Source organism: Stenotrophomonas sp. CASM114 (assembly GCF_049384325.1).
Lineage (GTDB): Bacteria > Pseudomonadota > Gammaproteobacteria > Xanthomonadales > Xanthomonadaceae > Stenotrophomonas > Stenotrophomonas muris.
The window spans coordinates 81,597-96,715 of record NZ_JBMRGJ010000012.1 but is presented as its reverse complement, the minus strand read 5'-3'; the positions used below and the strand labels follow the sequence as shown (position 1 = coordinate 96,715).

The 15,119-nt window shown below is 65.1% G+C and carries 13 protein-coding genes; all 13 read left to right on the top strand.

Annotated elements, in window-relative coordinates; genetic code table 11:
- The first annotated feature begins 49 nt into the window (after positions 1-49).
- The 13 genes from VG566_RS13215 to VG566_RS13155 all read left to right on the top strand — a co-directional run bounded on the left by VG566_RS13215 (position 50) and on the right by VG566_RS13155 (position 15,082).
- On the top strand, positions 50-1,201 hold the full coding sequence (locus tag VG566_RS13215) for a hypothetical protein (RefSeq protein WP_197561478.1): 1,152 nt from the start codon (positions 50-52) through the stop codon (positions 1,199-1,201).
- A gap of 31 nt (positions 1,202-1,232) precedes the next feature.
- Positions 1,233-2,354 (top strand): hypothetical protein, encoded by a 1,122-nt coding sequence (locus VG566_RS13210; RefSeq protein WP_146257713.1) that lies wholly within the window; start codon positions 1,233-1,235, stop codon positions 2,352-2,354.
- Position 2,355: 1 nt separating this feature from the next.
- Complete coding sequence (locus VG566_RS13205; protein WP_075076396.1) at positions 2,356-2,808, top strand: hypothetical protein; 453 nt, start codon at positions 2,356-2,358, stop codon at positions 2,806-2,808.
- Positions 2,809-2,820: 12 nt separating this feature from the next.
- The gene (locus tag VG566_RS13200; RefSeq protein ID WP_053494634.1) at positions 2,821-3,960 is read left to right on the top strand and encodes a hypothetical protein; all 1,140 of its coding nucleotides are present in this window, start codon (positions 2,821-2,823) and stop codon (positions 3,958-3,960) included.
- A 40-nt stretch (positions 3,961-4,000) separates the two neighbouring features.
- Entirely contained in the window at positions 4,001-5,137 is a 1,137-nt protein-coding gene (locus VG566_RS13195; RefSeq protein ID WP_134808423.1) for a hypothetical protein, read from the top strand.
- Between the two features lie 152 nt (positions 5,138-5,289).
- Positions 5,290-5,985: a phage minor tail protein L gene (locus tag VG566_RS13190; protein WP_014645608.1), complete on the top strand. Its 696-nt coding sequence runs from the start codon at positions 5,290-5,292 to the stop codon at positions 5,983-5,985.
- A gap of 63 nt (positions 5,986-6,048) precedes the next feature.
- Positions 6,049-6,789: a C40 family peptidase gene (locus VG566_RS13185; protein WP_032956266.1), complete on the top strand. Its 741-nt coding sequence runs from the start codon at positions 6,049-6,051 to the stop codon at positions 6,787-6,789.
- Positions 6,782-7,387 (top strand): tail assembly protein, encoded by a 606-nt coding sequence (locus tag VG566_RS13180; RefSeq protein WP_041862966.1) that lies wholly within the window; start codon positions 6,782-6,784, stop codon positions 7,385-7,387. The genes VG566_RS13185 and VG566_RS13180 overlap by 8 nt, the downstream gene beginning before the upstream one ends.
- Positions 7,384-10,872, top strand: coding sequence for a TipJ family phage tail tip protein (locus VG566_RS13175; RefSeq protein ID WP_241884577.1), 3,489 nt, complete (start codon positions 7,384-7,386; stop codon positions 10,870-10,872). The genes VG566_RS13180 and VG566_RS13175 overlap by 4 nt, the downstream gene beginning before the upstream one ends.
- Positions 10,872-11,150 carry a hypothetical protein gene (locus tag VG566_RS13170; protein ID WP_049405458.1) on the top strand — a complete coding sequence of 93 codons (279 nt, stop codon included), beginning with the start codon at positions 10,872-10,874 and terminating at the stop codon, positions 11,148-11,150. The genes VG566_RS13175 and VG566_RS13170 overlap by 1 nt, the downstream gene beginning before the upstream one ends.
- A 1-nt stretch (position 11,151) precedes the next feature.
- Positions 11,152-11,829 carry a hypothetical protein gene (locus VG566_RS13165; RefSeq protein ID WP_032956264.1) on the top strand — a complete coding sequence of 226 codons (678 nt, stop codon included), beginning with the start codon at positions 11,152-11,154 and terminating at the stop codon, positions 11,827-11,829.
- A gap of 465 nt (positions 11,830-12,294) precedes the next feature.
- The gene (locus VG566_RS13160) at positions 12,295-12,651 is read left to right on the top strand and encodes a lysozyme inhibitor LprI family protein (protein ID WP_065428057.1); all 357 of its coding nucleotides are present in this window, start codon (positions 12,295-12,297) and stop codon (positions 12,649-12,651) included.
- A 25-nt stretch (positions 12,652-12,676) separates the two neighbouring features.
- Positions 12,677-15,082, top strand: coding sequence for a peptidoglycan-binding protein (locus VG566_RS13155; protein WP_241884576.1), 2,406 nt, complete (start codon positions 12,677-12,679; stop codon positions 15,080-15,082).
- The last annotated feature ends 37 nt before the right edge of the window (positions 15,083-15,119 follow it).

Sequence of the window (15,119 nt, the reverse complement as noted above, 5' to 3'; positions counted from 1 at the left end):
GGCTGGAGAGCGTTCCTTCGCAACCGAAACCATCAAGGAAACAGCACAAATGCCACGAAAGATCATCGACCTCGATTCCGTTCAACCGAACGGAAAGCGGGGTGAAACACAGCGCCCGGCGTTCACCAAGATCAACGACAACTTCGCCGAAGTCTACGACGCGTTGACTGAGGTGGCGAAAATCCCGCAGATCGTGGGGAATGCCATCACCGAGCGCGTTCCAGGCAGGAATCTGCTCATCAATGGTGCCCTGCAGTTCTGGCAGCGCCGTACATCTGGTCGTGTCGGCACTGGGTCGGGGACGCTGGGCGCGGAAGTGTTCTTCGCCGACCGTTTCACGAACTCGGCGCTGGTCTGCAACCACGACGTACAGCGGGTGGCGTACGACGGGCAGGCCGGATTTCCGGAAGATACACGGTCGATTCTGGTCTGCACCGTATCCGAGGCCATCGCCAGAAGTGGCGCCTGGATGGGGCAGAAGATCGAGGGTGTCGGCAGTGCAAGCGGAGACATCACGATCTCGGTATGGGCGAACTCTGATGCGCCCGGTCGCAGTGTGGGCGTGCGTGTCATCCAGGATTTCGGAACCGGCGGCTCACCCTCGCCGCAGGTGGTGCTGGAAGCCGGTGTGCTCACACTGGGCACCACCGCCAAACGTCACAGCATCACGGTGACGTTGCCGAGTACCCGGGGAAAGGTGCTCGGCAGCAACGGCAACGACCACCTCTACGTAGTGTTCGACCTGTGCGGTGCTGGTCAGAAGGGCGAGCTGGTGGCACAGAACGGCTCGTTCGGCTTTACCCAGTTCCAGGTCGAATCGGGCCGCGCAGCGACACGCTTCGACTGGCGGCCGCCAGGTGTGGAACTGGCGTTGTGCCAGCGCTACTACGAGAAGAGCTACAACCTCGACATCGTACCCAACACGGCGCACAACGAAGGGCGCGAGGCATTCTCGATCAACTCACCGGGAATGGCGCATTACCAGAGCGTGCGATTCCAGACGGCAAAGCGCGCTCATCCCTACGTGATGATCATCTCGGCCGACAACATCCAGCAGGATGGACACATCGCGGAAGACAACATCTCCCGCGTGCCCTGCCTGGTCAACTACGCCTCGCCTTCCGGGTACGAAGTCAGCTGGACCAACAATCCAGGCCGCTGGGGCGGCTGGTGGCATTGGTGGGCCGACGCCGAGCTTTGATGGGGCGCCCGCAGGGAACAGGACGACAGCAATGACGAGAAAAATCATCGACCTCGATTCCGTTCAGCCGAACGGAATGCGGGGCGAAACCCAGCGCCCGGCGTTTACCAAGATCAACGACAACTTCGCCGAAGTGTATGGCGCGCTGGATTCGCTGGAAAGCGCTTTGCAGAGCGCGGCTCCAGGCAGGAACCGCCTGATCAACGGCAACTTCGATTTCTGGCAGCGGGCCAGCACTGGCACCACCCAAGGCGGCGAGATCTATGTGGCCGATCGTTGGACCGTGGCAGCGCTGAGCTGCACGCATACCGCAAATCGCGGGGCCAATCTTCCTGCCGGCGGTGCCGCGCCGGAATCGCGCCGTTTCCTCAACAGCGTTGTCTCCAAGGTCAGTGCAGGCAGCAGCGCCTATGTCGCACAGAAGGTCGAAGGGGTCGCCACGCTGTCCGACGGCGAAGTGGTGGTTTCCGGCTTCGCCTATGGCCCGCCAGGAAAACGCATCGGTGTTCGTCTCATCCAGCACTTTGGCACCGGTGGTTCGCCGTCCGCCGCGGTCAGCGTAGAGCTGGGAACCGTAGCGGTCACCGCCGCGTCCTGGACCTATTTCCAGCTCAGTGCGCGATTGCCATCGGTGAAGGGGAAGACGCTGGGCAGCAATGCCGACAGCGATTTCCTGTGGCTGGTGGTGGATCTGTGCGCCGATGCCTATGGCGGTGTCATCTCCGGTCAGAGCGGAGAGTTCGGCCTTGCGATGATGCAGCTGGAGCGCGGCGACAGGGCAACGGCATTCGACCTGCGCCCGCTGGCCCACGAGCTGCAGCTGTGCCAGCGCTACTACGAGAAGAGCTACAACCTGGATGTGCCGCCTGGCACGGCCGATGGCATCGGACGCGACAACCAGTTCTACGACCGCAGTGTCGGCGTTGGCAGCACCTCGCATATCCGGTGTCGCGTGCCCAAGCGGGCCATCCCAGCCTACACGGTCTACAGCGATGTGAACGGGCAGGCAGGGCGCATATCCGGCGCAAGCGGCGGCATCGGCACGGTGACATCCATCGTATATGCCGGCCAGTCCGGCGCACAGGTCAATTACCAATCCGCCGCAGGCAACTGGGGCTCCTCCTTCCATTGGACCGCCGACGCGGAGCTATGACATGTATCAACTGACCGAAGAGATCGACACCATCAAGTGCCTGCAGACCGGCGCCTTCATTCCACGTGGCCACCGTCTGTGGAATGACTATGAAGCCTGGTGTACGGCAGGCAATGAGCCGGAGCCGGTACCGCCGCTGTTCGTACCCGGCTCGGCGCAGTTCCATCGCTTCATCCGCGGAAAGGCGTGGGAGTGGATGGCCCAGTGTGCCCGCGATCGCGGCTATGACAGCATCGAGAGTTGCTGCAGCTACGCGGGCAGTGCGGTGCCGCGCTATGCGCAGGACGCCATCGCCATGATTGCCTGGCGCGACGGGGTCAACCTCGCATTGGAGACTATTGAGTCCACCGCCGAGGAGAACGCGCCGGACTGGCGGCAGGTCCAGGCGCAACTGCCGCAGCCGGATGCATTCGGCTGGCCTGCCGAGCAGGCGCCGGAAATCATCGGCGGCTGAGGAGGACGACGCATGGCACGACGCACAATCGACCTTGATACCGTGCAGCCGAACGGAAAGCGGGGTGAGACGCAACGGCCGGCCTTCACCAAGGTCAATGAGAACTTCGCCGATCTCTACACGGATCTGGATGAACTCGAAACCACGGTGCAGGATCTCCGGCGCAGGCAGAACGGCCGGAACCGGCTGATCAACGGTGACTTCAGGTTCTGGCAACGGGGCAGCAGCCGCACTGTGGTGTCGCCTCTGGCGGTGTATGTTCCCGATCGCTTCCAGGTGGTATGCACCGGGGCGGGGCAGGTCGCGGTGTCACGCCGCAGCTTCGATGCCCCGGCATTCGGGGTCACGGGATTCATGAACTGCGATCTCACCGGATCGACGGCCGCGACCGAGGCGTTCGTCACCCAGCCGGTGGAAGGCGTGCAGACGCTGGCGGGAAGTACCGTGACGCTGAGCATGCAGGCATGGGCCGCGACGCCGGGCTGCCGCATCGGCGTTCGCTTCATCCAGACGTTTGGTACCAATGGGTCTCCGGATGTGACGGTCCGGGCAGGCGTCCAGGAGATCGGCACCGCGGCCGCGCTCAGGTACTTCACCGTCGAGTTGCCATCCATTGCTGGCAAGACCGTGGGAGCCAACAGCAAGCTGCACGTCATCGTCGACTTTGCGACACCCGGTGGTTATGGCGGACAGCTTGTCGGCCAGTCTGGGTCCTTTTCGCTGACCTGCATGCAGTTGGAGAAGGGGGCGACACCTACCGACTACGACATGCGTGATGACGCAACCGAGCTGATGCTGTGCCAGCGGTACTACGAGAAGAGCTTCCCGCTGGAACAGGCACCGCAGCTTGGCATGCCGTCACCGCAGGGCGTCGCCGCTGCGTTCCAGGCAGGCCTGGCGCGCAGTGAGCAGATCTCCTTCAAGGTCGCCAAACGCACTGTGCCCGCACTCACGCTCTACTCCAACAGTGAAGTGGCGCCGGCCCTCGGCTACTGGTCGTTGTTCAACGGCAACGGGTGGTCACGCGGAATGGCTGTCCCGCTGTTCCTTCGTCCCGATGGATTCACGCTTCAGCTTGATTTCGGTTCTGGCCTGACGCCGTTCTATGCCTATCTGGTGGGCGGCAACTGGGCGGCTGACGCCGAGATCTGACCCTGGTCGTCAACACCGGCGCACGCAGCGAGGACTGCACATGACACGAAGAATCATCGACCTGGACACCGTCCAGCCCAATGGCAAACGAGGTGAAACCCAGCGGCCGGCGTTCACCAAGATCAACGACAACTTCGCCGAGATCTACGCTGGTCTGGACGACGCGCAATCGGCGCTCATGCATCTGGAAGGCCGCATGGCCGGAAGGAACCCGCTCATCAACGGCGACTTCCGGTTCTGGCAGCGCGGTGCAGCGTTCCCTGCATCCACGGGCTCTCGCTACATCGCTGACCGCTGGGCGGTCAATGCCATCGGCACCAGGGTGGCTGCCTCACGCGAGGATGTGCCTCCAGGCGGCGGCCAGGGAGGGCGCCTGCTGGCTGGGTCGCGCCACCTGCTTCGGCTGGAGGTGCAGAGCGTTGCCGGTGCCGGCAACATGGCGCTGGTCCAACAGCGCATCGAGGATGTCCGGACACTGGCCGGGCGCACCGTCACGATCAGTTTCAAGGCGCGCGCCTCGGTGGACGACTTCCGCATCGGCGTGGAGTTGCAGCAGTCCTACGGAACGGGTGGGTCTACCGCGCGCGACAGCATCGGCGCCTCGGTCGTGCTCGATACGCTGTGGCGATGGCACCAGGTCACCGTGGAAGTTCCCGGTCTTGCCGGCAAGACGCTGGGCCCGGACAGCTACCTGCAACTGAGCTTCTGGCTGGACGCAGGTGCCGATTTTGGCGGCCGCGCGTTCGCCGCCGGGCAGAAGAGCGGCAGCGTGCAAGTGGCCGAAGTGCAGATCGAAGAAGGCGATACCGCCACCGACTTCGACCGCCGGTCCGAAGCACTGGAGCTGCTGTTGTGCCAGCGCTACTACGAGACGGTGGATGTAAACCGGATCATCGGCATCACCTACACCGCCAACGGCGACACGCGTGCGTGCATCCCGTTCAAGGTGCGCAAACGCTCAGCGCCCAGAATCTCCTCGCCGTCCACCGCGCTGAACCTGGTGGGCTTCGGCAATGCCGGCAACCTGGTCAACTTCGACGGCGGAGCGCCCAGCTGGCAGTCCACGGTTGACGCGGCAGTCATCGCCTCGATGCCGAACAACATGCAGCTCTGGGGCGCGGTGGTGGTGTGGTCGACCACCTCGCAGGTGCTGGTCCAGGCCGATGCGGAGCTCTGAGCCATGACAACCCCCGCTCCGCAGGCGCCAAAGCACGCCTGCTTCACCACCACTGCTTCGCTGCGCCCAGGCCACCACGTCATCGTACCGTGCGGCCAGGAACGGTACCCCGTGCCACCCCCTCTTCCCAATGCCGCACAGGAGAACACCTCATGATCACCGCCGATGCCCAGCAGCTTGAGCCGGGTGGCCGCATCACCGTCTATGAACTCGACGCCAGCAGTTTCGGCGCCGACAAGCTCTTCTTCCACGCGCACCTGCAGAGTGGCCTCATCTGGTGGCAGGGCCAGGAATATGGCCCCTGGCCGATCGAGGCCAGCGGCTTCGAGCGCACCAGCGACCAGCCGCCGAACCCGCGCCTGCGCGTAAGCAACATCGATGGCCGCATCACCGCCATGTGCCTGTTGTTCGATGACCTGGTCGGTGCACGCATCATCCGCCGGCAGACGCTGGCCAAGTACCTGGATGCCGCCAACTTCGAGGAAGGCAATCCCAGCGCGGATCCTGGCGAGCACTTCCCTGATGAAGTCTGGTTCATCGAGCGCAAGATCGGTGAGGACAAGCAGATGGTCGAATTCGAGCTGACCACCGCGATCGATCTCAATGGGCAGCAGCTGCCGGGCAGGCAGATCATCGCCGGCATGTGTGGCTGGCTGGTGCGTGGCGGTTATCGCGGCGCGTACTGCGGCTACAACGGTCCAGCGGTGGCCGACAGCGACGACGTCGCCACCGATGATCCGGCGCGTGACCAGTGCGGCGGTCGGGTACGCAGCTGCAAGCTGCGCTTCGGCCAGGACAAGCCGCTGCCCTATGGCGGCTTCCCCGCCGCGGGCCTGTTGCGCTCCTGATCGATCCCCTCCCGAATTCCACTTTCCAGGCCCGCCCGCGCGGGCCTTTTTCATGGGTGAAACATGCAACCGACAACCCTGCAGGCCATCCAGGCGCACGCCGTGGCCGAGTACCCGCGCGAATGCTGCGGGCTGATCGTGGCCATTGAAGGCCACGAACGCTATCTTCCCTGCCGCAACGTGGCCGCCACGCCCAGCGAGCATTTCCGCCTGCCCGCTGAGGACTATGCCGTGGCCGAGGACAAGGGCGAGGTGCTGGCCCTGGTGCACAGCCATCCCGATGCCGCCGCAACGCCGTCCGACGCCGATAGGGTCATGTGCGAGCGCAGCGGGCTGACCTGGCACATCGTCAGCGTCGGCCAGGTAACAGGCGAGGCACCGCTGTGCGGTGATCTGCAGACCCTGCATCCCACTGGCTACATGGCACCGTTGGTCGGTCGCCAGTTCGCCCATGGTGTGCTGGACTGCTACAGCCTGGTCCGCGATTTCCACGCACGCGAACTGGGCATTCCGCTGTCCGAGTACGAACGCCAGGACGACTGGTGGAGCCACGGCCAGGACCTGTACAGCCTTGAACGGCTGCACGCCGAGGGCTTCGACCTGATCGAGGGCGAGCCGCAGCGGGGCGACATGATCCTGATGCAGATCCGCTCGCCGGTCACCAACCACGCGGGCATCTACCTCGGCGACGGTCAGATGCTGCATCACCTGCATGGGCGCCTGTCCGAGACCGTGCCGTACGGCGGCATGTGGGCCGAGCGCACCCGCTGCATCGTCCGCCATCGCGGGGTGCGCCATGACTGACCGTCTTCGTACGATCCGCCTGTACGGCAAGCTGGGTGCGCGCTTTGGGCGCAGGTTCCGGCTGGCGGTGAACAGCCCGGCCGAGGCGGTGCATGCGCTGTGCACGATGCTGCCAGGATTCCAGCAGTACCTGATGGGCGCAAAGGCCAAGGGCATGGAGTTTGCCGTGTTCAACGGCCGGCAGAACCTGTCGCGGGATCAGCTGCACGACCCGCCGGGACAGGATGACATCCGCATCGCGCCGGTTCTGGTGGGCAGCAAGCGAGGGGGCGTACTGCAGACGATTGTGGGCGTCGTCCTCATCGTTGTTGGCGCCGTGGCATCGGCATGGGGATATGGAGCGATCGGCCAACCGATGATGAAGCTCGGTGTTTCCATGGTGATCGGCGGCATCACCCAGATGCTCTCCCCCCAGCCAAAAGGCCTGGGTGCCAAAGACACACCCGAAAACGCGCCCAGCTACAGCATGAACGGCACCGTCAACACGCAGGCGCAAGGCAACCCGGTGCCGGTCGCCTATGGCGGCCATGACACCAAGGGCATGTTCATCGGCTCGGCCGTGATCAGCGGCGGCATCCTGGCGGAGGACCAGTTTTGAATCAGACCACTCATCCCACGCCGCGCACGCGTGGCGCAGCCACGCCAGTGCTGGCGGGCGCCAAGAAGGGCGCGAGCAACGCCCGAACCCCGGTCGAAACCGCCGACAGCCTGCACTCGATGGCGGTGGCCCGCATCATCGACCTCGCCAGCGAGGGCGAGATCCGTGGCCTGGTCGCCGGGAAGCAGTCGATCTACCTGGACCAGGTGCCGATCGAGAATCCGGACGGCACGCTGAACTTCTCCGGCGTGGACGTGCAGACGCGTTCCGGCACCCAGGACCAGGAGCACATCAGCGGCTTCCCCTCCATCGAGAACGAAGTCGGGGTCAACGTCGAGCTGCGCAGCGATGCGCCGGTGGTGCGCACCGTGTCAGGTGCCGATCTGTCAGCCGTCCGTATCCGCTTTGCGGTGCCGGCGTTGCAGAAGACGAACACCGAGAACGGTGATACCGAAGGCTACCGGATCATGTACGCGGTGGATCTGTCCACCGACGGCGGCCCGTTCAGCACCGTGCTGACCGATGCCTTCAGTGGCAAGACCACCAGCCAGTACGAGCGCAGCCGCCGCATCGATCTGCCTGCCGGCAGCCAGTGGCAGGTGCGCATCCGCCGGCTGACCGCCAACGCCAACAGCAGCACTATCGCCGATACCATCAACGTGCTGTCGATGACCGAGATCATCGATGCCAAGCTGCGCTATCCGAACTGTGCGTTGGCGGCGGTGCAGGTTGATGCCAGCCAGTTCCAGAACATTCCCACCCGGTCCTACCAGCTGTGGGGCCGCATCGTACGCATCCCCTCCAACTACGATCCGCTCAGCCGTCTCTACAGCGGTGTGTGGGACGGTACCTTCAAGAGTGGCTGGACCAACAATCCGGCCTGGGTGTTCTTCGACATCGTCACCAACGATCGCTTCGGCCTGGGCCATCGTGTTCCGCTGGACTGGGTGGACAAGTGGCGGCTGTACCAGATCGCGCGCTACTGCGATGAACTGGTCAGCGATGGCCAGGGCGGCAAGGAGCCGCGCTTCACCTGCAGCCTGTATCTGCAGACCCGCGCCGAGGCCTATCGCGTGTTGCAGGACATCGCCACCATGTTCCGCGGCATCAGCTTCTATGCGGCGGGGCAGGTGATGGCCTCGGCCGACATGCCCAAGGACCCGGTGCTGACCTACAGCCAGGCCAACGTCATCGAAGGGCGTTTCCACTATGCCGGCAGCAGCCGCACGGCGCGGCACACGGTGGCCCTGGTGTCGTGGATCGATCCGGACGACTTCGGTCGGCAGAAGGTCGAAGTGGTCCAGCACCTGCCCGGCGTGGCCCGCTACGGCATCAACCAGACCGAGGTGACGGCGGTGGGTTGCCACTCACGTTCGCAGGCGCAGCGCGTGGGCAACCACATCCTGCATACCGAGATGCTGGAAACCGAGACGATCAGCTTCTCGGTGGGCCTGGATGCGCTGGGCTGCATGCCCGGTGATGTGATCCAGGTGGCCGACCCGAACCGCGCCGGCCGCCGCAATGCGGGTCGCATCCGCAGTGCAGGTGCGCGCAGCCTGGTGCTGGATCGCATGCCGGAACAGATCGCGGCCGGTGACACCCTGCGTGCCACCCTGCCCAGCGGGCAGACCGAAGCACGCACGGTGCAGTCGGTGGACGGCGAGACGGTGACCGTCAGCGCGCCCTGGTCGGCGGTGCCGGTGGCGCAGTCGGTCTGGGCATTGGAATCGCCGGAGCTGGCCCTGCAGCACTATCGCGTGCTGTCGATCAGCGAAGGCGAGGACCTGACCTATCAGATCACCGCGCTCAAGCACGTGCCGGGCAAGTACGCCGCCATCGACGACGGCACGCGCCTGGAGCAGCCGCCGATCAGCATCATCCCGCCCAGCGTGCAGCCGGCACCGGCCAACGTGCGGATGGCCTCGCATGTGGTGGTCGACCAGGGCATCGCTACCTCCGTGCTCACGATCGAGTGGGATGCTGCGGACAAGGCGATCGGTTATGACGTGGAATGGCGCCGTGGCGATCTCAACTGGGTCCGCGCTGGTCGCGTCGGGACGCAGAGCCTGGAAGTGCGGGGCGTCTACGCAGGCGAGTATCTGGCCCGCGTACGCGCGGTCAATGCGCTGGGCGCGGTGTCGCAGCCGACGCTCAGCGCGCTCACCACCATTGAAGGCAAGACGACGCCGCCCCCCTCGCTGGCATCGTTGACCAGCACTGCCCGCCCCTTCGGCATCACACTGTCCTGGGGCTTCCCCGCAGGTGCAACCGATACCGAACGGACCGAACTCTGGTACAGCACTGGCCCCAATCGCGAGAGCGCGATCAAGCTGGGCGACTTCGCCTACCCGCAGGCCCAGCACCAGATGAACGGCCTGGCCGCTGGCGCGCGCTTCTGGTTCTGGGGACGGCTGGTGGATCGAAGTGGCAACATCGGCCCGTGGTATCCGGCGCAAGCCGGGGTGATGGGTGAGTCCAGCAGCAACCCGGATGACTACGACGCCTACTTCGCCGGCCGCATCAACGAAAGCGCGCTGGGTCAACAGCTGAAGGGCAAGATCGAGCGCGTCACCGAAGTGCTGCCGCTGGTCTGGGATGCCTCGGCAATCTACACCCCGGGCCAGACCGTCATCCACGACGGCCGGATCTGGAGCTGGCAGGGCGCCGCTGCAGGCAACGAGACGCCGCCGGGCAGCCACTGGAAGAGCATCGGCGACGCGATCGCCGAGGCGGGCGCCATCGTCGGCCGTGTCGACCAGCTGGAAATGGACGTGACCGACGTCGATGGCAAGGTGGCTGCGCAGGGGCAGAAGGTCGATGGCCTGTTCGCCCAGGTCAGCGACCACAGTGCCGGCGAGGAGGACTACAACGTCGGCGAGAACGATGTCAGCGCCGGCGCCATCACCGTCTACAGCGTGATGGCCGAGAAGGACGCGGCACTGGCCAAGCGCGTGGACACGGTCGAAGCGTCCATCGAAGGTGTCCCAGGCAAGATCGAGGGCGTCAGCGCCGCGGTCCAGCAGGTCTCGCAGGCCGTGGTCAACCTGGATGGCAAGGTCAGCGCGACCTATACGGTCAAGGCGCAGATCACCAGCGCCGGGCAGATCTACATGGCCGGCATGGGTCTGGGCGTGGAGCAGCAGCCAGATGGCAGCTACCAGAGCCAGATCCTGATGCAGGCCGATCGCTTCGCGCTGATCAACGAGAGAAATGGACAGATCACCACGCCCTTCGTGGTCGAGAACGGCCAGACCTTCATCAGTCAGGCATTGATCGGGAACGGCAGGATCCAGAACGCGATGATCGGTGATTTCATCCAGTCCAACGCGGTGGGTGCGAGAGGGCAGCCACGCTGGCGGTTGGACAAGAGCGGCGCGATGACGATGACCGGCCCCGACAATGGTGGCTATCTGACCATCGTCAACAACGTGATCCAGGTATTTGATGCAGCAGGAACGCTGCGCGTGCAGATGGGGGTGTGGTAATGCCAGTCGGAATCCAGGTTTTCAATGCGGATGGCAGTCTGGGCTATGACCCGCAAGGCAGGTTGTTCCGCGTGCTTGCAAGCATCCAGTACAGCACGGTCGACGGCAGCGCAGCCTTCTCCCGGCAACCGGAAGATACCGATCTGACGGCGGTTGCCCGCGGCAGGTATGCCCCGGACTTCTCCATCGACGTGGCCTCCGGCATCGTCAGCTGGCGTCACGTCAATGTTCCCGCCAAGGACCGCTATCCCGGCATCGTCGAAATATGGGCCCGCTGATATGACTGCAGGAATCAAGATCATCAATGACTGGGGCACCGTACTGATCGACGATGCCTTCCCGACACTCGCCATGCTGGCTCAAGGCACTACCACGCTGGATGGCGAAGGAAGCAGGTACATCGGCAACCATGCCGGCATGGTTGCCGTGCGTTCGACCTCGGTGGTTGGAAGCCAGTACTACAATCAGATCGACGGCTATTCGGCTGGGCTGTATCTGTTTGGTCCGCCCGGCGCAGTGGTGCAGTGGTATGTGTACGCGCCACCGCAGGAGCCACCAAGCAATTTTGGACTGATCATCCGTGACGGTGCCGGCCGCCTGATGTTCGACGCAGGCCGGAAAGCCGCGCGGGTGGCTGGCCTTCGTTCTGCGTCGACACGGCCTGGCTGGCAGGGGAGCGCCCAGTTTGATCCTGGACGTGCCTGGGCAGTGATGCCCCTGGTTCACGCGTACGATTCGGCGAACACGTTCCAGCGATGGGGCGATCCGCAGGAATACCTGCAACACGAGGACGTAAGTGTTTCCGGAGGGGCGGTCAACGGTGGAACCATCACGTTCGGGATGACGCAGACGGCGCGGCGTACCTACGGCCCCTACTACGGACTACCTCTACCCACCCGGTTCACCTATACCGGGAACAATGCAGCCCTCGCGGTGCTTGATGTAACCGGCTACTAGTGTCGGCCATGCTGGCCGAGATCGGCCTGCTCGAGTTGATCGAACAGGTGGGCGGGGGCGGCGGCGGGCACTGACGCTTCCGCGTTCGCGTCTGAGACGACGCGCACGCATTCTGAAGCCGGTCAGGCACCTGAAACCGTCGCTGTCGTAGCATTGCCCGCGTGATGGGGCCGATGGACGGCCCCGCGTTGACGGGCCACGTGCCTGGATGCCAAGGAGATGCAAGCAATGCAGGGAACAAACCACCTTCCAGCGGCCCCCCGCGAAACGTTCGGCAGGGCCGGGGCCATCGCGCTTGCGCTGGCCCTGGGCCTCAGCCTGGCAGCATGCCAGGCCAAGAGCCCGGAGGCGGATACGGCAGCTGCCCCCGCGCCCGCCGCGCCCGCCACCGCATCGCCGCCCGCCACTGCAGAGCCTGCACGCGCAGCACCTGCCACGACAGCGGCCGATGCCGATGATCAGGACATGCCGCCGCAGCGCCCGGATGATTCCTACAACAAAGCCACGCTGCGGCCGCAGTACGCCACGTGCGTGAACTCCAGCGGCGGCGAGACCCCCGCACTGCAGGCGTGTGGCGATGAGGAGCTTGCCTGGCAGGAGCAGCGACTCGAGCAGGCCTTCATGAAGATCGTCGACGGTCCCGATGGCAAGGACAAGGACAGGCTGATGGACGAGCAGGCCGCCTACATGTCCGATACCAATCGCTACTGCAGCTGGAACCCTGCCGAAGACGGGCAGGGGCAGATGCTGGACGCGCAGTCCTGCCGGATCAATCGCACCGCCAACCGTGCCGACGTGCTGCAGGCACTGACCTCGAAGTAATTCCCCCGCAAAGGAGTGCAGGAAAATGGATGTTGTGACCCAGGCAAAGCAGGCAATGGACAACTGGCATCGCGGCCAGACGTCGGCGCATTTCGAAACCGGAGGTCGCGGCCCCGGCCACGTTTCCACCGGCAGGGGCGACCATGGCGGCGTGTCGTATGGCAGCTACCAGTACGCCACCAACGTTGGCGGCGTGGATGAGTACGTCGCCGCCTCGCGCTATGGCAACCGCTTCAACGGCCTGCAGGCAGGAACCCCGGCCTTCACCGAACGCTGGAAGGAAGTGGCGGCCGCCGATCCGGCAGGGTTTGCCAGGGACCAGCACGACTTCATCCAGCACAAGTACTACGACGTGCAGATGGGCCGCCTGAAGGATGTGGGCATCGATCTCTCCGGCCGTGGTGCGGCCGTGCAGGATGCGCTGTGGAGTACCTCGGTGCAGTACCGCGGCATGACCCGGTCGGTGTTCCAGAAGGGCCTGCAGCAGGCCTATGGCGAAGACTTCAAGCTGACTGAGCTGAGCGACGAGCAGATTGTCCGCGCGGTGCAGGACTACAAGCACGCCAATGTGCAGGTGCACTTCCAGAGCTCGCCCACCCTGTGGGATTCGCTGCGTGATCGTGCGCTCACCGAGAAGACCGCACTGGTCGGGCTGGCGCGCTACGACCAGGTCAACCACAACCCCGAGGCTTACCGGGGCAAGGATTACCAGCAGGTGTTCGGTGAACCTGAGCCCGGCCAGCGCGGCCAGCGTGCGGCCGCATCGGCGATGGCCGACGGCGTGCTGGCACCCGGCGAGCGCGGTACCGAGGTCCAGGCCCTGCAGGCCAAGCTGATCCAGGCCGGCCATACCGGTCGCAACGGGCAACCGCTGACAGCCGATAGCCACTACGGTGCCAATACCGAGCATGCAGTGCGCGAGTTCCAGCAGGCGCATGGGCTGACCGTCGATGGCAAGGCCGGCCGGCAGACCCTGCAGGCCCTGGATACGGCGGTACGCGAGCACACGCCGGCGCAGCCTGTGGCACCGGCCACGCCTGCACCGGTCACTCCTGCTGCGGCACCCGCGCCCGCGACTGCGCGGGAACCCGATGCCGCCGCCGCGCCCGGTGGCCAGCGCATCGTCGTGGTCGAACCCTTTGGCAACGGCAGCAGCAACCGCACACTGCGCCATGGCACCAGTGGCGAGGATGCCTATCGCGAACTGAAGATCCATCACCCCAACACCAATGCCGAGGCCGTGCGCACCGGCAATGCCGCCAAGGCTGACCGCCCGTCGGCCATGGTCGAGGGCGAACTGGAAACGGTACGGACCCGCGGTGATCGCAACGGCATCCCGCTGGTGCACAAGGATCTGATCCTGAGCAATGCGCGCGGCGACCGGGAGGTGATGATTCCCAATCCGGTCGCCGGGTATGTCCAGGTCAACAATGACAAGTGGAATTCGATCAGCATCTGGAGCCATCCGGCCGGGCATCCGCAGCGCGAACTGGTCGGGCAGGTGCTGCACGGTGCGCGTGGAACCACCCCTTACAAGACCGGTGATTTCGTCGAGTACGGTGCGCCGTTGATCCGCCAGTCCGATGCCGGTACCCCGGGTGCCGTGCACGCGCATATCGAGCTCGAGCCCGATCAGTACCGCAGGTTCCTGGGTGACATGCTCAACGACCGCATCACCCTGGGCGGCAAGGTCCACGCGCAGGGCCCCGAGGCCGCGCAGGCCGCACGCAGTGCACAGCAGGCGCCGATGGCCGATGGCGTGCTGAAGCAGGGCGAGCGCGGCGATGAGGTCAAGGCCCTGCAGGGCAAGCTGGCGGCGCTGGGCTACGCCGGGGCCGACGGCAAGCCGCTGCACGCCGATGGCGTGTATGGCAAGGACACCTTTGCAGCGGTCAAGCAGTTCCAGGCCAACAATGGCCTGGACGACGATGGCAAGGCCGGCCGCAAGACCCTGGCGCAGGTGGATGCGCCCAACGCGGTGAAGGCCGGTATCGCGCCGGCGGCACCGGCCCAGGCCGAACCTGCAGCGCCGGCCAGCATGCGCGACGCCGGGCATGCCGACAACGCGCGCTTCGGCCAGGCTTTGGACAGGCTGCAGGCGCTCGAACAGCAGCGCGCCCAGGCCGGCCTGAAGCCGCTGTTCGCCAACCCGCAGGAAGCCGAACGAGCGGCTGGCCAGCTGGCCTACGAAAGCAAGGTGTCCGGCATGCGCCAGATCGACCATGTCGTGGCCCGCCCGGACGGCACCGGCCTGTTCGCGGTGCAGGGCGAGCTGGGTGACCCGGCAGCGCAGCGGACCTTCGTCGACCGCCAGCAGGCGGTGTCGCACTCGGTCGAGGCCAGCAGCCGGCAGAGCGAAGCGCTGGACAGTCAGTTCAACCAGCGTGCGCAGGAACAGCAGCAGGAACAGGTTCGCAACCGCGGGTTGTAAGCCACGCGGTGTCCCCGGGGCCGGTCGAGCGGCCAGC